The sequence below is a fragment of the Streptococcus sp. 17.1 genome (assembly GCF_016648655.1).
GTDB lineage: Bacteria > Bacillota > Bacilli > Lactobacillales > Streptococcaceae > Streptococcus > Streptococcus salivarius_E.
The window spans coordinates 1-23,240 of sequence record NZ_JACLQM010000021.1 but is presented as its reverse complement, the minus strand read 5'-3'; the positions used below and the strand labels follow the sequence as shown (position 1 = coordinate 23,240).

Genomic DNA, 23,240 nt, shown 5'->3' with positions numbered 1-23,240 from the left:
TATGGGACTTTTTGTGTACACTTAAAAAGCTCTATAATCTCTACAGTGGTTTTACCCACTACAGAAATTATAGAGCCTTTTTTGTCTATAAATCGTCTGAATATTTTGATATAATGGAATAAGCTTATTTTAAAAAGGGGGACATTATTTTGACAACAGCCAAGGAATTGCTTAAGCAAAGGTACTATGAGCCAATTAAGGAGCAACCCGAATTATTTGTGGGGATTGAGTTGGAATACCCAGTTGTTAATTTGAGTGGTAATGCTACAGATGTCTCTCTTACAAAACAGTTACTAGTCTATCTTTTGGATAATTTTGATTTTCAAGCTGATAAGTATGATTCTTATAATAATCCTATTCAGCTTATCGATAAAGCTTCTGGAGACATGATTCTTTTTGAAGTTTCGTACAATACGATCGAGTTTGCTTTTGCAAAGGCTGAGAGAATTTCTGAGGTTGAGGAACGTCTGGATACTTACCTCAGTATAATCCAATCCTATCTTCAGAATCATAATCATGAGTTGCAAGGTTGGGGAGTGAATCCAAACTGGGCAAAAAATGACAACAGACCTGTTAAATCTCCTCGTTATGAAATGCTTATGGATTTTCTCGAGCTATCTAAAGCAAAGAACGATCCTTTCTTTCATGATTATCCAGAATATGCTTCTTTCATCTGTGGGAGTCAGGTACAATTAGATGTTTCAAAAACATCCTATTTAAGAGTCTTAAATGCTTTTAACCAAATAGAGGGACCCAAGGCAGTATTATTGGCAAACTCTGAGTTTTGGGATTCTGATTGGGATTTAGCGCTTTCCCGTGATGTTTTCTGGGAGAATTCCATGCATGGTGTGTTTGAGGAAAATGCAGGAGTATTTCCTAAGGTATTTAAGAATGAAGATGACTATTTTTCTTACTTGTCTGAGACAGCCATTTTTACTGCTAAGCGTGGTGACGAAACCTACTATTTTGAACCAATACGTGCTAAAGACTATCTAAGTATGCCATCTATCAAAGCACACTCTATTCGTGGCCAAGTGGTCACTATTGAACCAAGTGAGGAAGATTTTAAGACTCATCGTTCTTATCAATTCCAAGATTTAACGACACGAGGGACTATTGAGTTTCGTAGTGTATGTACCCAACCTTTCTCATCAACCTTTGCGCCAGCAGCCTTTCACCTTGGTCTTTTAGTCAATTTGGTAAATCTAGAAAATATTTTGAATGACTCACCTTTTTTTGAAGCATTTGACTATGATTACCCTAGAATTCGTCGTTTATTTTCGAAAAAAGATATTTCTGCTACAGACCTCAAAATGATTTTACCTTTGACAGAATCGTTATTGTCTTGTGCTGAGGATGGCTTAAAATCGCGTGGTTTTGGAGAAGAAGTTTACTTAGCTCCCCTTAGAGAGAAATTAGATAGGCTGAATAAGAGTTTAGCTTAACCTTTGACAAGAGATATGATAGATAGTTTTTGCTAAAAATTTTAAAAAAAGTCAAAAAAGTATTGACGTCAGCAAACAATAAATGGTATTATATAATAGTTGTTTCGAAAGAGACAAGAGAAAGTTACTAAAAAACTTTCAAAAAAGTATTGACACGAGTTGTCAATCTTGATATAATAACTAATGTTGTTAGCGGAAATGGCGGAATTGGCAGACGCGCAGGACTAAGGATCCTGTGACCGCTTTAGGTCGTGAGGGTTCAAGTCCCTCTTTCCGCAGAGTAACCAGTCACATGACTGGTTTTTTTATATTAAAAAATCAAAACGCTTACAAATTGTAGAAAAGCTAGTTTTTTGAGTTCAATTGTGATAGAATAAACTTGTAAACGGGTTCAAACCCAAAAAAATATAGGAGGCCTTTATAATGGCAATCGTTTCAGCAGAAAAATTTGTCCAAGCAGCTCGTGATAATGGTTACGCAGTTGGTGGATTTAACACAAACAACCTTGAGTGGACTCAAGCTATCTTGCGTGCAGCAGAAGCTAAACAAGCTCCAGTACTTATCCAAACTTCTATGGGTGCAGCTAAGTACATGGGTGGTTACAAATTGTGTAAAGTCCTTATCGAAGAATTGGTTGAATCAATGGGTATCACTGTACCAGTTGCTATTCACCTTGACCACGGTCACTACAATGACGCTTTGGAATGTATCCGTGTAGGTTATACTTCAGTTATGTTTGACGGTTCACACCTTCCAGTTGAAGAAAACCTTGAAAAAGCAGCTAAAGTTGTTGAATTTGCACACGCTAACGGTGTATCAGTTGAAGCTGAAGTTGGTACAATCGGTGGTGAAGAAGATGGTATCATCGGTGATGGTGAATTGGCACCAATCGAAGATGCTAAAGCTATGGTTGCAACTGGTATCGACTTCCTTGCAGCAGGTATCGGTAACATCCACGGTCCTTACCCAGAAAACTGGAGCGGACTTCACCTTGACCACTTGCAAAAATTGACAGAAGCTGTTCCTAACTTCCCAATCGTATTGCACGGTGGATCAGGTATTCCTGACGATCAAATCCAAGAAGCTATCAAACTTGGTGTTGCTAAAGTTAACGTTAACACTGAATGTCAAATCGCATTTGCTAACGCAACACGTAAATTTGTTGCTGAATACGAAGCAAATGAAGCAGAATACGACAAGAAGAAACTCTTCGACCCACGTAAATTCTTGAAACCAGGTTTCGAAGCTATTACAGAAGCTGTTGAAGAACGTATCGACGTATTCGGTTCAGCAAACAAAGCTTAGTTGAAAAAAAGAACAAGGTCTTTTCTGGATCTTGTTTTTTTGTACCCAATAAATAGTTAGTGTCTGCGAATCAATCTGTGATTGGGAGCAAACAAAGCTTAATTAGACTATATAAGCTTGAAATGAAAGGGTTTGTCCAATATGGACAAGCTTTTTTCTTATGTTTTGCCACAGATTTGCCACACTTTCTAAATGTCAGTCCCTTTTGATTATAGATGTAGTGCAAACAAAGCGCAATTAGGCTATTAAAACAAGGTCCTTTCTGGGTCTTGTTTTTTGTACCCAAATAAATAGTTAGTATCTGCGAATCAATCTATGATTGAGAGGAAACAAATTTTAAAGATTGGATATCACTTAGGTCGATAGATTCTATTTCCTAACTTTTTAAGATATGCTATAATATGAATATGTTTGATAATTATATTGTACCTGTATTTTTTGGTGGTGGAGCTCTTGCTCTACTAGGTTTAGTATTGTTTGGTTGGGCCTTGCCTTCATTTTTGAAGGGTAAGTGGTCTTATTTGATTTCTTTGCTAGGTTTAGGTTTGGTTGCTTTTGCCTATTTTGATGCGGCGATTGTTATCACTTATAAAATCTGGCTTGGATTGCTAGGTGTCATCATGATTGGTTGGGGACTTCCTTTTAACAATCGCAAGGGACGCCGTGCGATGACTATTTTCTGGGCTGTCATGGCAATCGTTGTAGGTATTGCTGCTATTGCATTCACTATTGCTTATGGTGTCATTAACCGCCACTAACATGAAACTGTAAAACATGCTATAATAATGGCATGTTTTATTTTATGACCCTATCATTTATTATCATGCCTGCCTTGGGCTGCTTCTTAATAGGCCTGGCTTTTGCTAAATCAGATCGTTGGGAGTTTTCTTGGATATTATCCTTAATAGGTTTGGTTGCCTTTATTTCTTCTTTTTGGCATATAGCACGTGTAGATTTATGGTTTATGCTAAGTTATAGTGTTGGTCCTTTTTTGATGGGATTTGGTTTCTCCTGGGACCTAAGTAAGAAACGCCGTGGGCAGTTATTATTATTAGGGGTATTTTTCCTTATCTTTTTTGTGATTCTGTACTATCTTATTGTGCGAATCCTGAATACAGCTGTTGTCTAAAGGAGGGCTGTTGTGATGTTGCTAGATTTAGAAGAGAAGACACGTGTGCTTGTAGAAGATATTGTTGAACGTTCCGCTATTGGGCGAGGAGCTATCTTTGTCTTGGGATTGTCTTCCAGTGAGGTCGCTGGTGGGATAATCGGAAAAGCCTCTAGCCGTGAAATTGGCCAACGAATTGTGAAAACGATTCTTGAAGTTTTGGAACCTAAAGGAATTTACTTGGCTGTTCAAGGCTGCGAACATCTGAATCGTGCTTTGGTTGTTGAGCGTGAGCTCGCCATGGCTAAAGATTTGGAAATTGTTAATGTTCTTCCGACCTTGCATGCTGGGGGAAGTGGTCAGCTGGCTGCTTTCGACTATATGAAGGATCCTGTTGAGGTGGAGGAAATTGTCGCTCAGGCTGGTATCGATATTGGGGATACCTCTATTGGTATGCATGTGAAGAGGGTCCAAGTTCCTCTTCGCCCGATTACTCCAGAATTAGGTGGTGCTCATGTGACTGCTTTGGCGAGTCGTCCTAAGTTAATTGGTGGAGCTCGTGCTGAGTATCTAGCAGATCCTATCCGTAAAAACTAAAAAGTATCGGACAAGAATGTCCGATACTTTTTCTGTTAGCAGAGCCCTTTCTTTCAATGACGACGCTTGGCATAATCGACAAATTTGAATTTTTCAAGTTTGTGGCGACTTTCCGTAAATTGGAACTGTTTTCCATTAGTTAAATAAACTTTAGAACGGATACAAACAACGTGCTGGTCTTTACCTAGGTCGATAAGAATCTTATCTTGATCGGTAGCATTATCAATAGTGATTTCTTTGGAGCATGAGTGGTTCCAAAAAGCTTTGGCTGGAGACCAGTATTATCAAGATTTCTTCTTTATTCAGGACCAACCAACCGATTGGTTGTCTAAATTTGGTGGTTCTGCCTGGGCTCCTTTTGGAGATACAGGGAAATACTATCTTCACCTCTTTGATGAAACACAGGCGGACCTTAATTGGCGCAATCCCAATGTCCGCAAGGAGTTGTTCAAGGTGATCAACTTCTGGCGTGACAAGGGAGTCAAAGGCTTCCGTTTCGATGTGATCAATTTGATTGGGAAAGATGAAGTCTTGGTAGATTGCCCTGAAAATGAAGGGAAACCAGCTTATACGGATAAACCAATTGTCCATGACTATCTTCGTATGATGAATGAAGCGACCTTTGGTTCTGATGATAGCTTTATGACAGTTGGAGAGATGTCCTCGACAACCATTGACAACTGTGTTCTCTATTCAGCACCGGAGCGTCACGAGTTGTCTATGGCCTTTAACTTCCATCATCTGAAAGTCGACTATGAAGATGGTCAAAAATGGACCATTGTTCCCTTTGATTTTGAAGAGCTCAAACGTCTCTATCATACATGGGGCAAGGAAATGAGTGAACGAGGTGGTTGGAGTGCCCTTTTCTGGAATAACCATGACCAGCCACGTGCCTTGAATCGCTTTGTGGATATCAAGAACTTCCGTAATGAAGGAGCGACCATGCTAGCAGCTAGCATTCACCTATCACGTGGAACACCTTATATCTACATGGGCGAAGAAATCGGGATGATTGATCCAGATTATGATTCTATGGTAGATTACGTGGATGTGGAATCCATCAATGCCTACCAGATGCTTTTGGATCAAGGTAAGTCTCCTGAGCAAGCTTTCAAGAACATTCAAGCCAAATCACGTGATAATTCGCGTACACCCATGCAATGGGATGCTTCTGAGAATGCAGGTTTTTCAACAGGCACTCCATGGTTGAAAGTCAGTAAATCTTATAAAGACATCAACGTTGAAAATGAAATCGATGGACCAATCTTTAAATTCTATAAAGAATTGATTCGCTTGCGCAAAGAAATGCCTATCATTTCAGAAGGAAGCTATCAGCCAGCATTTGAGGATAGTCAAGAAGTCTACGCTTTTGAACGCCACTTAGCCGGTCAAAAACTCTTGGTGCTCAATAATTTCTATGGAAGTGAAGCTGAAGTGGAGATTCCAGAAGAATACCAAGCAGGGCGCGTGCTCTTGTCAAACTATGATGATGCAGAGCTTGCTGAAAAGGTAAGTCTTAAGCCTTATCAAACCCTAGCAATCTTAGTAAAATAAGCCAAACTTTCCTCAGTAAATGCTTTTGCTGGGGAATTTTGTTATAATGAAAGCACTTTTAATGTTGATGGAGGAAGTGTAATGACACGCTTACAAGATGATTTTTATGATTACGTCAATGGGGAATGGGCTGAGACAGCAGTCATTCCAGATGATAAACCTTCGACTGGTGGCTTTATGGACTTGGATCGAGATATCGAAAACTTGATGTTGGATATCACTGGAAAATGGCAAAGAGGAGAAGAATTGCCTGAAGATAGCATTCTGCAAAACTTTGTCAAATACCACAAGATGGTAGCTGATTTTGATGCACGAGAAGCAGCTGGTGTGGCTCCAGCCATGCCCTTGATCAATGAAATCAAGGCTCTGTCTTCTTTTGAAGACTATACCAGCAAGTTGGGCACCTATGAACTAGCTGGCAAACCTAATCTCATGCCATTTGGCGTGTCACCAGACTTTATGAATGCGCAAATGAATGTCCTGTGGGGAGAAGCGCTTAGTTTGATTTTGCCAGATACAACCTATTATGAAGAAGGTAATGAAAAAGGTCCAGAATTGTTGGCTATCTGGCGCCAGATGATGGAAAAACTCTTACCAAAATTTGACTTCTCAGAGGCAGAAATCAAGGATATCTTGGATAAGGTCATTGCAGCGGATGTAGAATTGGCAAAGTATGTCTTGTCAAACGAAGAAAAATCAGAGTACAACAAACTCTATCATCCCTATGAATGGGCAGATTTTAAGGCCTTGGTTCCAGAATTGCCACTCGATGCCTTCTTTACGGAAGTCATTGGACAAACACCAGATAAAATTATCGTCCCAGAAGAGCGTTTCTGGAAGGAATTCGCGCCAAAGTTCTACTCAGCAACCAACTGGGAGAGCATTCATGCCAAATTGAAACTCGGTGCAGCTCTTTCTTGGACTTTATTCTTGACCGAAGAAATCCGTGTTTTGGCTGGTGAATATAGTCGTACGATTGCAGGTATTCCAGAACCTCGTCCAAAAGAAAAAGCAGCCTTATCAATAGCAGAAGTACCATATAGCCAAGCGCTTGGACTCTGGTATGCAGGTGAAAAATTCTCACCAGAAGCAAAAGCAGACGTGGAGCATAAAGTAGCGACCATGATTGAGGTCTACAAGGATCGTCTAGAAAAAGCAGACTGGCTCGCTCCTGAGACTCGTAAAAAAGCCATTGTCAAGCTCAATGTCATCACACCTCATATTGGCTACCCTGAAAAATTACCAGAAACGTATGCCAAGAAGATCATCGACGAGAGCAAGACCTTGGTGGAAAATGCTCAAGCCCTTTATGAAATTTCAATTGCTCATAGCTGGAGTAAGTGGAACCAACCAGTTGATCGGAGCGAGTGGCACATGCCAGCAAATATGGTCAATGCCTACTATGATCCGCAACAAAATCAAATCGTCTTCCCCGCTGCGATTTTGCAGGCACCTTTCTATGACCTTCATCAATCTTCCTCAGCTAACTACGGTGGAATTGGTGCGGTCATTGCTCATGAAATTTCACACGCCTTTGATACCAATGGTGCTTCCTTTGATGAGAATGGTAGCTTGAAAGACTGGTGGAAGCCAGAAGATTACGAAGCCTTTACCGCTCGTACCCAAAAAGTTATCGATCAGTTTGAAGGCCAAGACTCTTATGGTGCTAAGATTAATGGGAAATTGACTGTTTCTGAAAACGTAGCGGACCTTGGAGGCATCGCTGCAGCCCTTGAAGCCGCTAAGAAAGAGGAGAATTTTTCAGCAGAAGAATTCTTCACCAACTTTGCTCGCATCTGGCGCATGAAAGCTCGGACAGAATATATGCAACTTCTTGCAAGTGTTGATGTCCACGCACCAGGAAAACTCCGTACCAATGTTCAACTACCAAACTTCGACGAATTCCACAAGGAATTTGACGTTAAAGAGGGCGATGACATGTGGCGTGCCCCAGAAGATCGCGTGATTATTTGGTAATAATGATGAAATCTGTCCAAAAATGGCCGGATTTCTTTATTTTTATCGTTGTAAGGGTTTACATAGCGACTAGAAAACGCTATAATATACTTGTGTTAAAGATTGTGAAGTTTTTAACAAGTATTCAAAGGAGTTTCATATGACTAAACAAACTAAAGATGTTCAAACAGTAATAGATGAATTGGCAACAAAAGGGGTTGAAGCCCTTGATGCTATGGCTAACTTTACGCAGGAGCAAGTGGACCATATTGTTCACCAAGCTGCGATTGCTGCTCTAGATAAACACATGTATTTGGCAAAATTGGCCGTTGATGAAACAGGGCGCGGTATTTACGAAGATAAAGCCATAAAGAACATGTATGCTTCTGAATACATTTGGAATAGTATTAAATATGACAAAACTGTAGGCGTTATTGCTGAAGATAAAGAACAAGGTTTGGTTTCTATCGCTGAGCCGGTTGGTGTTATCTGTGGGGTTACACCAACAACTAACCCAACTTCAACAACCATTTTCAAAGCCCTCATTGCTCTTAAGACACGTAACTCTATCATCTTTGCCTTCCACCCATCAGCTCAGAAATCATCTGCAGAGGCTGCTCGTATTGTTCGTGATGCAGCTATTGAAGCAGGTGCACCTAAGGACTGCATCCAGTGGATTGAAGAGCCATCTATCGAAGCAACTGGTCTTTTGATGAACCATCCTAAGATTGCCACAGTACTTGCGACTGGTGGACCTGGAATGGTTAAGGCTGCTTATTCAACTGGTAAACCAGCGCTTGGTGTAGGAGCCGGAAACGTCCCATCTTATATCGCTGCTGATGCTAAGGTTAAACGTGCGGTCAACGATATCATCGTTTCAAAAACTTTTGATAATGGTATGATTTGTGCGTCTGAACAAGCAGCTATCGTTGATGCAGCTATTTATGACGAAGTTAAGGCTGAATTTGAAGCACATCAATGTGTCATCATTTCTAAAAAAGCTGATATTGCTAAATTGGAAAAAGTCGTTCTTAATGAAGCGCGTACAGCTGTAAATGGTGCCATTGTAGGTCACTCAGCTATTGAAATTGCTGAAAAAGCTGGCCTTAAAGTTCCTGCAGGTACAAAAATGCTTTTGGCAGAAATTCCAGATGCAACAATGGAACACCCACTTGCCTTGGAAAAATTGTCTCCAGTACTTGCTCTTATCAAATCTGATGGTGTTGAAGATGGATTCAAAAAAGCAGAAGGCATGCTCAATTTGGGTGGTCTTGGACACACCGCTGTTATTCACACTGAAAATGAAGAGCTCCAACTCCAATATGGTATCCGCATGAAAGCCTGCCGTGTCTTGGTTAATAGCCCATCAGCTGAAGGTGGTATCGGTAATATCTACAATAACATGATTCCATCATTGACTCTTGGTTGTGGTTCATACGGTCATAACTCAGTGTCACACAATGTTAGCTCATTTGATCTCTTGAATGTCAAAACATTGTCAAAGCGTCGCAATAACATGCAATGGTTTCGCGTCCCACCAAAAATCTTCTTCGAAAAAGATTCAATAACTTACTTGCGTCACATTGAAGCTGAGCGCGTGATGTTGGTTTGTGACCCTGGTATGGTTCAGTTTGGTTATGCAGACTTGGTTAAACGCCAATTGGAACTTAACCGCCACAGACCGGCAGTAGATGTTTTCTCAGATGTTGAGCCAAACCCATCTACTAATACCGTTTATAAAGGTTTGGAACGCTTTGTAGATTTCCAACCAGATGTAATCATCGCTCTTGGTGGTGGTTCTGCAATGGACGCTGCTAAGGCTATGTGGATGTTCTTTGAACACCCAGATGTAAGCTTCTTCGGTGCTAAACAAAAATTCTTGGATATCCGTAAACGTACTTACAAGATTCCTTACGCTCAGAAGACACAATTCATCTGTATCCCAACAACTTCAGGTACAGGTTCAGAAGTAACGTCATTTGCGGTTATCACTGATAGTGAAACTCATATCAAGTACCCATTGGCAGATTATGCTTTGACTCCGGACATTGCTATCGTTGACCCTGCTTTGGTTATGAGTGTACCTGCCAGCGTTACAGCAGATACAGGTATGGACGTTTTGACTCACGCCATTGAATCTTATGTATCAGTCATGGCTAGTGACTATACACGTGGGCTTTCACTCCAAGCAGTTAAACTTGTTTTTGAAAATCTTGAACATTCTTACCGCTTTGGTGATGAAGAATCACGTGAAAAAATGCATAATGCGTCAACAATGGCTGGTATGGCCTTCGCAAATGCCTTCCTTGGTATCAACCACTCACTAGCTCACAAGGTTGGTCCTATGTTTGACATTCCACACGGACGTACTAATGCGATTTTGATGCCTCACGTTATCCGTTACAACGGTCGTGATCCTCAAAAACACGCTATGTTCCCTAAATATGACTACTTCCGTGCAGACAAAGATTACGCAGATATCGCTCGTTTCATGGGATGGGGCACTGACAAGCAATCAGATGCTGAATTAGTTGAAGTTTTGGCACAAAAAGTATACGAATTGGGTATTGCCGTTGGTATTGCCATGAACTGGAAGGGGCAAGGTGTTACTAAGAAACTTCTTCAAGACACTGCCTATACTTTGGCCGAACATGCTTATGAAGACCAATGTACAACAGCTAATCCGAAAGAACCACTTATTTCAGAATTGAAAGAAATCATCGAAATTGCCTTTGATTATAAAGGATAAGCGATAGACTAAAGTAGCTCTATAAGGGCTACTTTTTTTGCTAGAAACCTTCTATATTAGAGTGTTTATCCAAATTAAAAATAAAGTACTTTCCCGAATAAGATAGAAAAACGCTTTAAGAATTGTTATAATAACCTTACAGCGAGATAAGGAGATTCCTATGACAAAAGAAGAAGGGCTTAGTTTGGGTGAAACAGCACATCCTCTCAAGTCTCGTGAATTGAGGCCACCAGTGGCTTCTGCAGCAGGGAATAGAGCGACTAATAAGTTTAAAGAGTTTAATGCTGATAGGATGGTGAGTGTTCAATTCAATCCTAGTCAACAAGTAAAAGAATCAAAGGAGCCAGTAACCGCAAAGAATATTGTGGGGATGGTATCAGGTGTGATTGCAGCGATACTCACCATACTTTTGATTGTTTGTCTCGTGATGGGATACCGTTATCGAGCCGCAAGCATTGAGGGCGATTGGACAAGCCCAACCTTTAGTGAGAAAATGTTAGCCACTCTGAAAGATACTGCTAATACTAAGAATAAAGTTAGTAATGCTTTACCACAAGGTCAAGATCTTATCACCGATATCAATACAGTAATGAGTATTACTGACAATAAGGCTCACTTAAAAGTGAGCTTTGTTTACAATCGTAAAGGTCTTTATCAGGCTTACCAGAGTAGAGTTACTGAATTGAAAGGTCAGTACGGCGAGGAGTTCTCGGAGGTTTTTGATAGTTATTCATTGTCAGAAAAAGACTACTATAAACAGTTTGATGAGACAGTGAAGAAAGAACTTCCAAAGAGTTATACCTACGATGCCAAAACCGGTCGTGTCACAACAACTGCTTTTACGGGTGATATTAACCGTTGGGAGCAAACAATCACTGTGGATAAGGCTGGAGATTCAGATGCTTTTAAAAAAGGTGATGTATTAGATTATACGCCTAACAATGGAGGCTTTACTATTAAGGCACACAGTGAATTTGGTGACATTAGCTTTACAAAAAATAAATAAAAAAGGAAATTAAAGGGGAATATAAATGACAAGAGCAGAATGGTTGGACTATTTTGAAACGGTAAACGGACGCAAGCCGAGTGTTCAGGAAATGGCAGATGCTTTGAAAGCTGGGGAGTTTGTTAATGAAGCACCGGCTAAAACTGAAGATACAGCTACTACTGAACCTATTAAGGTTGAGGCAGAAATCGTCGAGACAAGCACTAGTCCTCTACCAACAGAAACGGCACCAGTAGTAACAGCAACTGCACCTTCTACGGTTGCTTTTCCAGAAGGGCAAGCAGCTATGGCAAATTTGGCTCCTAAGAAACAAATGGATCCCAAAAAGAAAAAACGCATCCTAGTCTCAGTTTTGTCAGCGGTAGTCCTTGTCTTCTTATGTATCGGTGGCTTTATGACTTACCGTTATGTGACAGGTAATATTGATGGCAAATGGTACAGTAGTTCTCTAGGTAGAGAGTATAGTTCAAGCATGTCTGAAAGTTTGACAGACTTGGATAGTAAGGAGCTTGAAAAGTACTTTACAGATACTGCTGTAACCATGAAAGTAAAAGGTAGCAATGCGAAGGTTACTGCTAGCTATACTTTTGATAAGAAAACTTATATCAAGGACTATCGTGAGAGGGTTCAGAAGTCCTTCTCAGCCTTTGGAGATTTATTTAAAGCCTTTTATGGAGATTCCTTTGAAAACTATTACAGTGAGGAAACCATAGAAAAAGAACTTGATGAAGCTCTTGAAAAAGCTGCGAAAGACAGTGGTCAAAAGTATGATTCGAAGACAGGCGAAACAACGACAACCCTTTTCAAAGGGAAGGTTAGCCGTTTGGGACATAAGATGACTGTTACTTCTGTCAACAAAGACGTTGATATTGATGGTCTCAATGTGAAAAAAGGCCAAGAGCTAAAAGTGACTAAAAAAGATAAGAAAGTAACGCTTAGTGGTGATGGCAAATCAAAAGATATTACTTTCTCAACTAAGAATGACACCAAAGATAAATTTTAAGATGACATCCGGAATAGCTATTCCGGATTTTTTCATGTCTTTGAGAGGAAAGAATAAGGTGATATCCGGATGATTTTCTCACAAGTCACAATACGTGTAGAAATATTCTGACAATTATGCTACAATAGAGCCACAGACTATCTAAAAAGAGGATTTACCATGACACTTGTATACCAATCAACACGTGACGAAAATAATAAAGTAACAGCTAGTCAGGCTATTCTTCAAGGTTTGGCAACAGATGGTGGTTTGTTCACACCGTTGTCAACGCCTGAGGTTACTTTGGACTTTGATCAATTGAAAGATGCTTCTTACCAAGAAGTTGCTAAATTGGTCTTGTCAGCTTTCTTGGATGATTTTACTGAAGAGGAATTGGATTACTGTATCACAAATGCTTATGATGACAAGTTTGATACAGCTGCCATTGCACCAGTAGTTAAACTTAAGAACCACTACAACCTTGAGCTTTTCCATGGTTCTACCATCGCTTTCAAAGACATGGCCCTTTCAATCTTGCCATACTTGCTAACAACATCAGCTAAAAAGCAAGGTGTTGATAATAAAATCGTTATCTTGACAGCGACATCAGGTGACACTGGTAAAGCTGCCATGGCTGGTTTTGCAGATGTTCCAGGAACTGAAATCATTGTCTTTTATCCAAAAGACGGTGTTTCAAAAATCCAAGAATTGCAAATGACCACTCAAACAGGAGCTAATACGCACGTTATTGCCATTGATGGTAACTTTGATGATGCCCAAACAGATGTGAAACGTATGTTTAATGATGTTGATTTGCGTGAGAAATTGTTGGCTCATCATACGCAATTCTCATCAGCTAACTCAATGAATGTTGGTCGTTTGGTACCACAAGTGGTTTACTATGTATATGCCTATGCACAGTTGGTTAAGGCAGGTCATATCCAAAACGGAGATAAGGTGAACTTCACAGTACCAACAGGAAACTTTGGTAATATCTTGGCGGCTTATTATGCACGTCAGATTGGTGTTCCAGTTGGCAAATTAATCTGTGCTTCTAATGAAAATAACGTCCTTACAGACTTCTTCGCAACGGGTACTTATGATAAGAAACGTGACTTCAAGGTAACAACAAGCCCTTCTATGGATATCTTGGTATCTTCTAACTTGGAACGTTTGATTTTCCACCTTCTTGGTAATGATGCTACTAAGACTAAAGAGCTTATGGATGCACTTGTGACTAAGGGTGAGTATACTTTGGCTGATGCAGATAAAGATATTCTTGATTTGTTTGCAGCAGGTTTTGCAACTGAGGATGAAACAGCTGCTGAAATCAAGCGTGTCTATGATGAAGACAAGTATATCGAAGATCCTCATACAGCAGTTGCCTCAGCTGTTTACGAAGCATATGTTCAAAAGACAGATGACCACACACCAACAGTTATCGCTTCAACAGCTAGCCCATACAAATTCCCACGTGTGGCAGTTTCAGCTGTCACTGGTAAAGATAGTGGGAATGATTTCAAGGCAGTAGAAGATTTGCACCAACTTTCAGGTGTAGCTATCCCAGCTGCTGTAGATGGACTTGAACATGCAGAAGTTCGCCATAAAACAGTTGTTGCGGCAGCTGATATGCAAAAAGCAGTTGAAAGCTATCTTGGTGTATAAGAATAAAAAAATAGGAGCTGAGAAATCAGCCCTATTTTTATCAATATAGAAAAGAATATTATGACAGAAACAAAGAAAATTCTAAACATAGCCTTGCCTGCTATGGCCGAAAACCTTCTACAAATGTTGATGGGGGTTGTCGATTCTTACCTAGTGGCTCAGGTGGGTATTGTCGCTATATCGGGGGTTTCCGTAGCCAATAATATCATTACGATTTACCAAGCTATCTTTATTGCTCTAGGAGCCTCAAGTGCCAGTGTCATTGCCAGGAGTTTAGGAAAAGGTGATGTTAAAGCGACTAACCGAGACACTTGGGATGCTATTATTATTACCCTTGCTCTTAGTCTCATCCTTGGTCTACTTTCCATTTTTGGTGGTGGGGCCATTCTTAATCTTTTAGGTACTGAGCAATCTGTGACTCAGGCTGGTAGTCTCTACCTTGCTCTTGTCGGTGGAGGAGTGGTTTTCCTAGCCTTGATGACCACTTTTGGTAACATCCTACGGGCCAAGGGACGACCTCGTATTTCCATGGTCATCAGTCTTTTGACCAATGTTCTAAATGCTATTTTATCTTCTTTAGCCATCTTTGTGGGACATTGGGGGATTATTGGGGTCGCAACGGCTACGGTTTTCTCTCGTCTGGTTGGGACAGTGATACTCTGGCAAGCGATGAAACTGGATGTGAAGCAGCTTGAAATTACCAAACCTTTTAATAGAGATTTGTTGGGCATTGCCCTGCCAGCAGCAGGTGAGCGACTGATGATGCGTGCTGGAGATGTGGTCATCGTGGCTATTATTGTTACCTTTGGTACAGCCGTTGTCGGTGGTAACGCCATTGGTGAAAACCTCACTCAGTTTAACTATATGCCTGGTATGGGAGTCGCTACGGCTACGGTTATCTTGGTTGCCAATAGTCTGGGTCGAGGGGATAAGACGCAGATGAAGCGTATTATACGAGAGTCTTATTGGATTTCCACCTTCTTGATGGTTCTGGTTTCAGGGAGTATCTTGCTCTTTGGCCAAGGATTATCAGATCTCTTTACAGATAATAAAGCAGCTATTGCGGCTAGTCAGGTAGTTATTCTTTATTCTTTCCTTGGGAATCCTGTGACTTCGGGGACTTTAGTTTACACAGCAGTTTGGCAAGGTCTGGGTAAGGCTAAGATGCCTTTCTATGCGACAACTATTGGGATGTGGATTATTCGAATTTTCTCAGGATACTTCCTTGGGGTGAGTCTGGGAATGGGTCTTGCTGGTGTCTGGATTGCAACCGTTGTTGATAATGTATGGCGTGCGATCTTCCTCTACGTGATGTACCGTCGTTATCTCGTAAAGAGAAAGTTTTAATGATAAATACTGAGGAGATACTCTTATTCAAAGGGTATCTTCTTCTTATTTTTTACAAGTAGGCTCGAATATGGTAAAATAAGCTGATAAAAACTTTTTGAGGTAGTAATTATGACTGTAAAAATCAATACAAAAGATGGTCAAATCGAATTGTCAGATGATGTCATCGCAACAGTAGTTGGCGGTTCAGCAACAGAAATTTTTGGCGTTGTCGGTATGGCAAGTAAGAGTGCTATCCGAGATAATTTTCAAGCACTTCTTGGAAAAGAAAACTACGCAAAAGGAGTTGTCGTGAAATCTACTGATGCAGGTATCACTGTGGATGTCTACACTGTTATGAGTTACGGTGTTAAGATTAGTGAGGTTTCAAAAAATATTCAAGAACGTGTGAAATTTAATCTTGAGAATCAACTCGGTATCAAGGCTGAAACGGTAAATGTTTACGTTCAAAATATTAAAGTCGTAGGAGAAAACTAGTGTCTAAAATTACAACAAGCTTGCTTCAGGAGATGGTCCAAGCGGCAGCAACACGTCTAGGTAAGCAAGCAGAATATGTGAATTCACTCAATGTCTTCCCAGTACCAGATGGAGATACTGGAACAAACATGGGAATGACTATGGATAACGGAGCCAAAGCTGTCGCAGATCAATCAGCTTCAACAGTTGGTGAAGTTGGTCAGATTTTGTCTAAAGGTCTTTTGATGGGTGCCCGTGGTAACTCGGGTGTTATCACGTCACAATTGTTCCGTGGATTTGGTCAAAGTATCAAGGATAAAACGGAACTTGACGGCCAAGATTTAGCTCATGCCTTCCAAGCAGGGGTTGAAGTTGCTTATAAAGCTGTTATGAAGCCTGTCGAAGGAACAATTCTTACAGTATCACGTGGCGCAGCTTCAGCAGCGATTAAGAAAGCTGAATCTACGAATGATGCTGTTGAGGTTATGCGTGCAGCTCTTGACGGAGCTAAAGCTGCTTTGGCTAAGACACCAGAGATGCTTCCAGTTTTGAAAGAAGTTGGTGTGGTAGACTCAGGTGGTCAAGGTTTGGTCTTCATTTATGAAGGTTTCTTGTCAGCCCTCACAGGTGAGTATATCGCTTCAGAAGACTTCCAAGCGACACCAGCTACGATGACAGAGATGATCAATGCAGAACATCATAAGTCAGTTGCTGGTCATGTTGCAACAGAAGACATTACCTTCGGTTACTGTACGGAAATCATGATTGGTCTCAAACAAGGTCCAACTTATGTGAAAGACTTTGACTATGAAGAGTTCCGAAATTACTTGAGTAACCTTGGGGATTCTCTCCTTGTTGTTAACGATGATGAAATTGTCAAAGTTCACGTCCACACTGAGGATCCAGGTCTTGTCATGCAAGAAGGTCTTAAATATGGGGCTCTTGTCAAAGTTAAGGTTGACAACATGCGTAACCAACACGATGCACAAGTTCAAAAAGAAGAGGCTATCCAAGCTGCACCTTCTGCTCCTAAAGACTTTGCCCTTATTGCAGTTGTTGCCGGAGATGGACTTGCAGATATCTTCAAATCACAAGGTGTTGACTATGTGATTTCAGGTGGTCAAACAATGAACCCATCAACAGAAGATATTGTTAAGGCTATTGAGCAGGTTAATGCTAAGAATGTTATCATCTTGCCAAACAATAAAAACATCTTTATGGCAGCACAATCAGCTGCTGAAGTAGTAGATGTCAATGCGGCTGTTGTTGAAACGCGTACGGTGCCACAAGGCTTTACAAGCTTGCTTGCTTTTGATCCTAGTCAAAGTATCGAAGCGAACGTTGAAGCTATGACAGCTAGTCTTTCAGATGTAACGAGTGGTAGCGTGACCTTGGCGGTACGTGACACAACTATTGATGGTCTTGAGATTCATGAAAATGATATCCTTGGTATGGTTGATGGTAAGATCCTTGTGTCTACACCAGATATGGACCAAGCCATTCTTGACACTTTCGACAAGATGATTGACGAAGACAGTGAAATTGTTATGATTTACGTCGGCGAAGAAGGTAATCAAGACCAAGCTCAAGCACTTGCGGAAAAATTGGAAGAGGCTCACGAAGATATTGAAGTTGAAATCTTCCAAGGAGACCAACCAGTTTATCCATACCTCTTTAGTGTTGAATAATATTGAAATAATCATTTAGGAAGTCTTAGGGCTTCCTTTTTGTTTTGTCAGTTTTGATACGGTTGGGACATCTTTTCGAAATTACAGAAATATTCTGAAAATTCCTTGACATTACTTTCCAAAGTGGTAACATATGTTGTAAGAAATTTTATAGATTGAAGGTAACATCATGAGAAGTGATATGATCAAAGTTGGTGTTGATAAGGCACCAGCACGCGGACTTTTGTATGCGACTGGGCAAGTTAAATCTGCCAAGGATATGCAAAAGCCCTTCATTGCTATTTGTAACTCTTATATTGATATTGTTCCAGGGCATGTTCACTTGCGTGAATTAGCAGATATTGCCAAGGAAGCTATCCGCGAGGCTGGCGGTATTCCTTTTGAGTTTAATACCATTGGTGTGGACGATGGGATTGCCATGGGGCATATTGGGATGCGTTACAGTCTTCCATCTCGTGAATTGATTGCCGATTCTGCAGAAACAGTTATTAATGCCCACTGGTTTGACGGGGTTTTCTATATTCCTAACTGTGATAAGATTACGCCAGGGATGATTTTGGCAGCCATGCGTACTAATGTGCCAGCAGTATTTTGTTCTGGTGGACCTATGAAGGGTGGCGTTGACATGACTGGTCATCAAGCGACGCTATCAAGTTTGTTTGAAGCTGTAGGTACTTATCAGGCTGGAGATATGAGCAAGGAAGAGCTCGATTATTTGGAGAAAAATGCTTGTCCAACTTGTGGTTCATGTTCAGGGATGTTTACCGCTAACTCAATGAACTGTTTGATGGAAGTTTTGGGTCTTGCCCTTCCAGGTAACGGTACTGTTCTAGCCGTTTCAGATGAACGTCGTGAATTGGTTCGTCAAGCAGCCACAAAATTGATGGATAACATCAAAAACAATGTTCGCCCACGTGATATTGTGACCAAAGAAGCTATCGATGATGCTTTTGCTCTAGATATGGCCATGGGTGGTTCAACCAATACTGTTCTCCATACCCTTGCTATTGCGCGTGAGGCTGGTATTGACTATGACCTTAAGGACATTAACGAAATTGCCAAGAAGACACCTTATCTCTCTAAAATTGCTCCTTCAAGTGTTTACACCATGCATGATGTGCATGAAGCTGGTGGTGTTCCAGCCATTATCAATCAGTTGATCAAAAAAGGAGCCATCAAGGGTGATCGTATCACAGTTACTGGTAAAACCTTGAAAGAAAATGTAGCTGGTGCTGAAATCAAAAATGAAGAAATTATCCATCCAATCGAACATCCGATTTCACCTGTAGGTGGTTTGTCGATCCTTTACGGAAATATCGCTCAAGATGGGGCTGTTATCAAGGTCGGTGGTGTAGATCCATCTGTTAAAACTTTCCGCGGTAAAGCTATTTGTTGTGATTCACAAGATCAAGCCCTTGAGTTGATTGACAATGGAACAGTTAAGAAGGGCCATGTCGTTGTCATTCGTTACGAAGGTCCTCAGGGTGGACCTGGTATGCCAGAAATGTTGGCACCAACTTCTAAGATTGTCGGACGCGGTCTTGGTAAGGATGTGGCTCTGATTACGGATGGTCGTTTCTCAGGAGCTACTCGTGGGATTGCTATTGGTCACGTTTCTCCAGAAGCAGCAGAAGGTGGTAATATCGCCCTAATAGAAGATGGCGATGAAATTGTGATTGATCTTCCAAATCGTACCCTTGATCTACTTGTCGATGAAGCAACCCTTGAAGAACGTCGCAAACATTTGAAACTTTTCAAATCAAAAATTTCAAGTGGTTGGTTGCGTCGCTATACAGCCTTTGCCAAATCAGCCAATGTCGGCGGAACTTTGATGAGTGACGAAGAATTCGAAGAACGTAAAGCAGAACGTCAAGCACAAGAAAAAAACTAAGAACATTCTTTCCGAAGAGTTTGTGATATTTTTCTCTGAAACCCTTGCAAATTTGGTTAAAAATGTTATCATAGTATACAAGGTTTTGAATTTTTAGACAATTCGAAAAAAACAACTACTAAAGGAGGTCCATGTGAAGAAAATTGAACTTAAAGAAGCACGCTCTGGTGCTGATTTGATTCTTGATACACTTCTTGAACTTGGGATTTCAACTATCTTTGGATATCCTGGCGGAGCGGTTCTTCCTTTGTATGATGCTATTTACAAAAATGACAAGATTAATCATATCTTATCTCGTCATGAGCAAGGAAGTCTGCACGAAGCTGAAGGTTATGCCAAATCAACTGGTAAACTCGGTGTTGCTCTTGTAACGAGTGGTCCTGGTGCCACTAATGCTATTACAGGGATTGCAGATGCTATGAGTGATAGCGTACCTCTCCTAGTCTTTACTGGTCAGGTCGCAACACCAGGTATTGGTAAGGATGCCTTCCAAGAGGCTGACATTGTCGGAATTACCATGCCGATTACAAAATACAATTATCAGATTCGCGATACAGCTGATATTCCTCGTATTATTAGGGAAGCGGTTCATATTGCAACAACTGGTCGTCCTGGTCCAGTTGTTATCGACCTCCCTAAAGATGTCGTAGCTAAGGAAACAGCCTTCATCAACGATCCTGAAATTAATCTTCCAAGTTACCAACCGACGCTAAGACCAAACGAAATGCAAATCAAGAAAATCTTGAAGCAGTTGGGTAAAGCTAAGAAGCCGGTTATTGTAGCTGGAGGTGGGGTCTCTTATTCTGAATCTGCTAAGGAGCTAGTTGCTTTTGCAGAACGCTACCAAATCCCAGTTGTCACAAGTCTTCTAGGACAAGGGACAATTGCTACTAGCCACCCCCTTTTCTTGGGTATGGGTGGTATGCACGGTTCATATGCGGCTAACATTGCTATGACCGATGCTGACTTTATGATTGCTATTGGTTGTCGTTTTGATGATCGTTTGACAGGTAATCCTAAAACATTTGCTAAAAATGCTAAGGTTGTCCATATTGATGTAGATCCAGCTGAGATTGGTAAAATTATTGCAGTGGACCTTCCAGTTGTTGGTGATGCCAAGCAAGCTCTTGAAATGCTCTTGGCAGAGCCAGTGGTTCAGAATAACACTGAAAAATGGATTGAAAAAGTCACAAAAGACAAAGAGCGTGTACGTTCTTACGATAAGAAAGAACGTATGGTACAGCCTCAGGCAGTTATCGAGCGTATCGGTGAATTGACTAAGGGTGATGCCGTTGTTGTTACTGACGTTGGTCAACATCAAATGTGGACAGCTCAGTATTATCCATACCAAAATGAGCGTCAATTGGTGACCTCAGGTGGTCTTGGAACAATGGGGTTCGGTGTTCCAGCAGCAATTGGTGCTAAAATTGCTAATCCTGATAAAGAAGTTATCCTCTTTGTTGGTGATGGTGGTTTCCAAATGACGAATCAAGAATTGGCTATCTTAAATATTTACAAGGTGCCAATCAAGGTTGTTATGTTGAATAACCACTCACTTGGTATGGTACGTCAATGGCAAGAGTCCTTCTACGAAGGGCGTACATCAGAGTCTGTCTTTGATACCCTTCCAGATTTCCAATTGATGGCTCAAGCTTACGGCATTGAGTCTTACAAGTTTGATAATCCAGAGACAATTGATCAGGATTTGGAAGTTATCAAGGAAGACGTGCCAATGTTCATCGAGGTGGATATCTCTCGTAAAGAGCATGTCTTGCCAATTGTTCCGGCTGGTAAGAGTAATCACGAAATGTTGGGGGTGAAGTTCAATGCGTAGAATGTTAACAGCTAAACTTCAGAACCGTTCAGGTGTCCTTAACCGCTTCACAGGTGTTCTTTCACGACGTCAAGTTAACATTGAAAGTATCTCTGTAGGGGCTTCTGAGGATCCTAATGTTTCACGTATTACGATTATTATTGATGTGAATACTCAAAATGAAGTGGAACAAATCATCAAACAGCTTAATCGTCAGATTGATGTGATTCGCATCCGTGATATCACGGATCAGCCACACTTGGAACGTGAAGTTATCCTAGTTAAGGTATCAGCACCAACCTCTAAACGTGCTGAAATCTTGGCGATTATTCAACCTTTCCGTGCTTCGGTGGTTGATGTGGCACCAAGCTCTATCACTATCCAGATGACTGGTGATGCTGAAAAGAGCGAGGCGCTTCTACGAGTTATTCGTCCTTACGGAATCAAAAATATCGCTCGTACGGGTGCTACTGGATTTACCCGTGATTAAAAAATCCAACTTAAATTTGTTAACCCAGCCTTAAAAAGGCAATAAATTATTTTTTTAGAAAAGAGACATATTACTATGGCAGTTCAAATGGAATATGAAAAAGACGTAAAAGTAGCAGCACTTGACGGTAAAAAAATCGCCGTTATCGGTTACGGTTCACAAGGTCATGCGCATGCACAAAACTTGCGTGATACAGGTCACGATGTGATCATCGGTGTTCGTCCAGGTAAATCATTTGATAAAGCTAAGGAAGATGGTTTTGATACTTACACAGTAGCAGAAGCAACTAAATTGGCTGATGTTATCATGATCTTGGCTCCAGACGAAATCCAACAAGAACTTTACGAAGCAGAAATTGCTCCAAACCTTGAAGCTGGTAATGCTGTTGGTTTCGCACACGGATTTAACATCCACTTCGAATTCATCAAAGTTCCTAAAGATGTTGATGTCTTCATGTGTGCTCCTAAAGGACCTGGTCACTTGGTACGTCGTACATTTGAAGAAGGTTTTGGTGTTCCTGCACTTTACGCAGTATACCAAGATGCTACAGGTAACGCTAAAGACATCGCTATGGACTGGTGTAAAGGTGTTGGTGCAGCACGTGTTGGTCTTCTTGAAACAACATACAAAGAAGAAACTGAAGAAGATTTGTTTGGTGAACAAGCAGTTCTTTGTGGTGGTTTGACTGCCCTTATCGAAGCTGGTTTTGAAGTCTTGACTGAAGCTGGATATGCTCCAGAATTGGCTTACTTTGAAGTGCTTCACGAAATGAAATTGATCGTTGACTTGATCTACGAAGGTGGATTCAAGAAAATGCGTCAATCAATTTCAAACACTGCTGAATTCGGTGACTACGTATCAGGTCCACGTGTTATCACTGAACAAGTGAAAGAAAATATGAAAGCAGTTCTTGCTGACATCCAAAATGGTAAATTCGCTAACGACTTCGTTAACGACTACAAGGCTGGACGTCCAAAACTTACTGCTTACCGTGAAGAAGCTGCTAACCTTGAAATCGAAAAAGTTGGTGCTGAATTGCGTAAAGCAATGCCATTCGTTGGTCAAAACGACGACGACGCATTCAAAATCTATAACTAATGTGATAGTCTCGAAAAGGCTCTTTTCTACCATTTGTCAAGTCTATCAAGGCTTTAAGTAAAAAAAGAGATAAGACAGTAACTATTCTGA

General features: G+C 40.9%; 16 protein-coding genes, 1 tRNA gene and 3 pseudogenes. 19 read left to right on the top strand and 1 reads right to left on the bottom strand.

The features are described 5' to 3' along the window. Positions 1 to 149: 149 nt before the first annotated feature. The 6 genes from H7T99_RS09455 (at position 150) to H7T99_RS09430 (ending at position 4,455) form a co-directional block, all read left to right on the top strand. Complete coding sequence (locus H7T99_RS09455) at positions 150 to 1,445, top strand: glutamyl-tRNA synthetase (RefSeq protein WP_037604092.1); 1,296 nt, start codon at positions 150 to 152, stop codon at positions 1,443 to 1,445. Positions 1,446 to 1,637: 192 nt separating this feature from the next. Further along, a tRNA-Leu gene (locus H7T99_RS09450) sits at positions 1,638 to 1,723 on the top strand. Between the two features lie 145 nt (positions 1,724 to 1,868). Next, a complete protein-coding gene (locus H7T99_RS09445; RefSeq protein ID WP_002885816.1) occupies positions 1,869 to 2,750 on the top strand; it encodes a class II fructose-bisphosphate aldolase in 882 nt (293 codons plus the stop codon). A gap of 401 nt (positions 2,751 to 3,151) precedes the next feature. Further along, positions 3,152 to 3,508 carry a hypothetical protein gene (locus tag H7T99_RS09440; RefSeq protein ID WP_002892073.1) on the top strand — a complete coding sequence of 119 codons (357 nt, stop codon included), beginning with the start codon at positions 3,152 to 3,154 and terminating at the stop codon, positions 3,506 to 3,508. A gap of 32 nt (positions 3,509 to 3,540) precedes the next feature. Next, a complete protein-coding gene (locus H7T99_RS09435; protein WP_073689700.1) occupies positions 3,541 to 3,879 on the top strand; it encodes a hypothetical protein in 339 nt (112 codons plus the stop codon). Positions 3,880 to 3,894: 15 nt separating this feature from the next. After that, complete coding sequence (locus tag H7T99_RS09430) at positions 3,895 to 4,455, top strand: TIGR01440 family protein (RefSeq protein WP_014632528.1); 561 nt, start codon at positions 3,895 to 3,897, stop codon at positions 4,453 to 4,455. A 53-nt stretch (positions 4,456 to 4,508) separates the two neighbouring features. Here the strand turns inward: H7T99_RS09430 and H7T99_RS09425 are convergent. Beyond that, positions 4,509 to 4,694: pseudogene (locus tag H7T99_RS09425) on the bottom strand (UTRA domain-containing protein); the annotation flags it as partial. Here H7T99_RS09425 and H7T99_RS09420 point away from each other — a divergent pair. From H7T99_RS09420 to ilvC, 13 genes and pseudogenes are all read left to right on the top strand, one after another. Further along, positions 4,690 to 6,009, top strand: a pseudogene (locus H7T99_RS09420) (alpha-amylase family glycosyl hydrolase); the annotation flags it as partial. The pseudogenes H7T99_RS09425 and H7T99_RS09420 sit on opposite strands and share 5 nt — an antisense overlap. A gap of 81 nt (positions 6,010 to 6,090) precedes the next feature. Next, positions 6,091 to 7,986: a M13 family metallopeptidase gene (locus H7T99_RS09415; RefSeq protein ID WP_037604094.1), complete on the top strand. Its 1,896-nt coding sequence runs from the start codon at positions 6,091 to 6,093 to the stop codon at positions 7,984 to 7,986. Between the two features lie 115 nt (positions 7,987 to 8,101). Then, positions 8,102 to 10,714 (top strand): annotated as a pseudogene (gene adhE, locus H7T99_RS09410) (bifunctional acetaldehyde-CoA/alcohol dehydrogenase); the annotation flags it as partial. A 160-nt stretch (positions 10,715 to 10,874) separates the two neighbouring features. After that, on the top strand, positions 10,875 to 11,720 hold the full coding sequence (locus tag H7T99_RS09405) for a hypothetical protein (protein ID WP_037599313.1): 846 nt from the start codon (positions 10,875 to 10,877) through the stop codon (positions 11,718 to 11,720). A gap of 25 nt (positions 11,721 to 11,745) precedes the next feature. Beyond that, positions 11,746 to 12,723, top strand: a complete 978-nt coding sequence (locus H7T99_RS09400; protein ID WP_037604099.1) for a hypothetical protein — start codon at positions 11,746 to 11,748, stop codon at positions 12,721 to 12,723. Between the two features lie 159 nt (positions 12,724 to 12,882). Beyond that, positions 12,883 to 14,367: a threonine synthase gene (gene thrC / locus H7T99_RS09395; protein ID WP_037604102.1), complete on the top strand. Its 1,485-nt coding sequence runs from the start codon at positions 12,883 to 12,885 to the stop codon at positions 14,365 to 14,367. A 60-nt stretch (positions 14,368 to 14,427) separates the two neighbouring features. After that, entirely contained in the window at positions 14,428 to 15,714 is a 1,287-nt protein-coding gene (locus tag H7T99_RS09390; RefSeq protein WP_037604104.1) for an MATE family efflux transporter, read from the top strand. 111 nt (positions 15,715 to 15,825) lie between these two features. Beyond that, the gene (locus H7T99_RS09385; RefSeq protein ID WP_002885694.1) at positions 15,826 to 16,191 is read left to right on the top strand and encodes an Asp23/Gls24 family envelope stress response protein; all 366 of its coding nucleotides are present in this window, start codon (positions 15,826 to 15,828) and stop codon (positions 16,189 to 16,191) included. Beyond that, complete coding sequence (locus H7T99_RS09380) at positions 16,191 to 17,858, top strand: DAK2 domain-containing protein (protein ID WP_037604109.1); 1,668 nt, start codon at positions 16,191 to 16,193, stop codon at positions 17,856 to 17,858. The genes H7T99_RS09385 and H7T99_RS09380 overlap by 1 nt, the downstream gene beginning before the upstream one ends. A gap of 169 nt (positions 17,859 to 18,027) precedes the next feature. Then, positions 18,028 to 19,749 carry a dihydroxy-acid dehydratase gene (gene ilvD / locus H7T99_RS09375; protein WP_037604112.1) on the top strand — a complete coding sequence of 574 codons (1,722 nt, stop codon included), beginning with the start codon at positions 18,028 to 18,030 and terminating at the stop codon, positions 19,747 to 19,749. 133 nt (positions 19,750 to 19,882) lie between these two features. Next, positions 19,883 to 21,583, top strand: coding sequence for an acetolactate synthase large subunit (locus H7T99_RS09370; RefSeq protein ID WP_037604114.1), 1,701 nt, complete (start codon positions 19,883 to 19,885; stop codon positions 21,581 to 21,583). Further along, a complete protein-coding gene (gene ilvN, locus H7T99_RS09365) occupies positions 21,576 to 22,052 on the top strand; it encodes an acetolactate synthase small subunit (protein ID WP_002892046.1) in 477 nt (158 codons plus the stop codon). Before H7T99_RS09370 ends, ilvN begins: the two co-directional genes overlap by 8 nt. Before the next feature lie 75 nt (positions 22,053 to 22,127). Continuing rightward, on the top strand, positions 22,128 to 23,150 hold the full coding sequence (gene ilvC, locus H7T99_RS09360; RefSeq protein ID WP_002885764.1) for a ketol-acid reductoisomerase: 1,023 nt from the start codon (positions 22,128 to 22,130) through the stop codon (positions 23,148 to 23,150). Positions 23,151 to 23,240 lie beyond the last annotated feature (90 nt).

Excerpts from the sequence above, each read along its gene's own strand:
- H7T99_RS09445 (WP_002885816.1), top strand. The coding sequence starts at position 1,869 with ATGGCAATCGTTTCAGCAGAAAAATTTGTCCAAGCAGCTCGTGATAAT.
- H7T99_RS09415 (WP_037604094.1), top strand. The coding sequence starts at position 6,091 with ATGACACGCTTACAAGATGATTTTTATGATTACGTCAATGGGGAATGG.
- thrC (WP_037604102.1), top strand. The coding sequence starts at position 12,883 with ATGACACTTGTATACCAATCAACACGTGACGAAAATAATAAAGTAACA.
- H7T99_RS09385 (WP_002885694.1), top strand. The coding sequence starts at position 15,826 with ATGACTGTAAAAATCAATACAAAAGATGGTCAAATCGAATTGTCAGAT.
- ilvD (WP_037604112.1), top strand. The coding sequence starts at position 18,028 with ATGAGAAGTGATATGATCAAAGTTGGTGTTGATAAGGCACCAGCACGC.
- ilvC (WP_002885764.1), top strand. The coding sequence starts at position 22,128 with ATGGCAGTTCAAATGGAATATGAAAAAGACGTAAAAGTAGCAGCACTT.
- H7T99_RS09400 (WP_037604099.1), top strand. The coding sequence starts at position 11,746 with ATGACAAGAGCAGAATGGTTGGACTATTTTGAAACGGTAAACGGACGC.
- H7T99_RS09440 (WP_002892073.1), top strand. The coding sequence starts at position 3,152 with ATGAATATGTTTGATAATTATATTGTACCTGTATTTTTTGGTGGTGGA.
- H7T99_RS09430 (WP_014632528.1), top strand. The coding sequence starts at position 3,895 with ATGTTGCTAGATTTAGAAGAGAAGACACGTGTGCTTGTAGAAGATATT.
- H7T99_RS09390 (WP_037604104.1), top strand. The coding sequence starts at position 14,428 with ATGACAGAAACAAAGAAAATTCTAAACATAGCCTTGCCTGCTATGGCC.
- ilvN (WP_002892046.1), top strand. The coding sequence starts at position 21,576 with ATGCGTAGAATGTTAACAGCTAAACTTCAGAACCGTTCAGGTGTCCTT.
- H7T99_RS09405 (WP_037599313.1), top strand. The coding sequence starts at position 10,875 with ATGACAAAAGAAGAAGGGCTTAGTTTGGGTGAAACAGCACATCCTCTC.
- H7T99_RS09435 (WP_073689700.1), top strand. The coding sequence starts at position 3,541 with ATGTTTTATTTTATGACCCTATCATTTATTATCATGCCTGCCTTGGGC.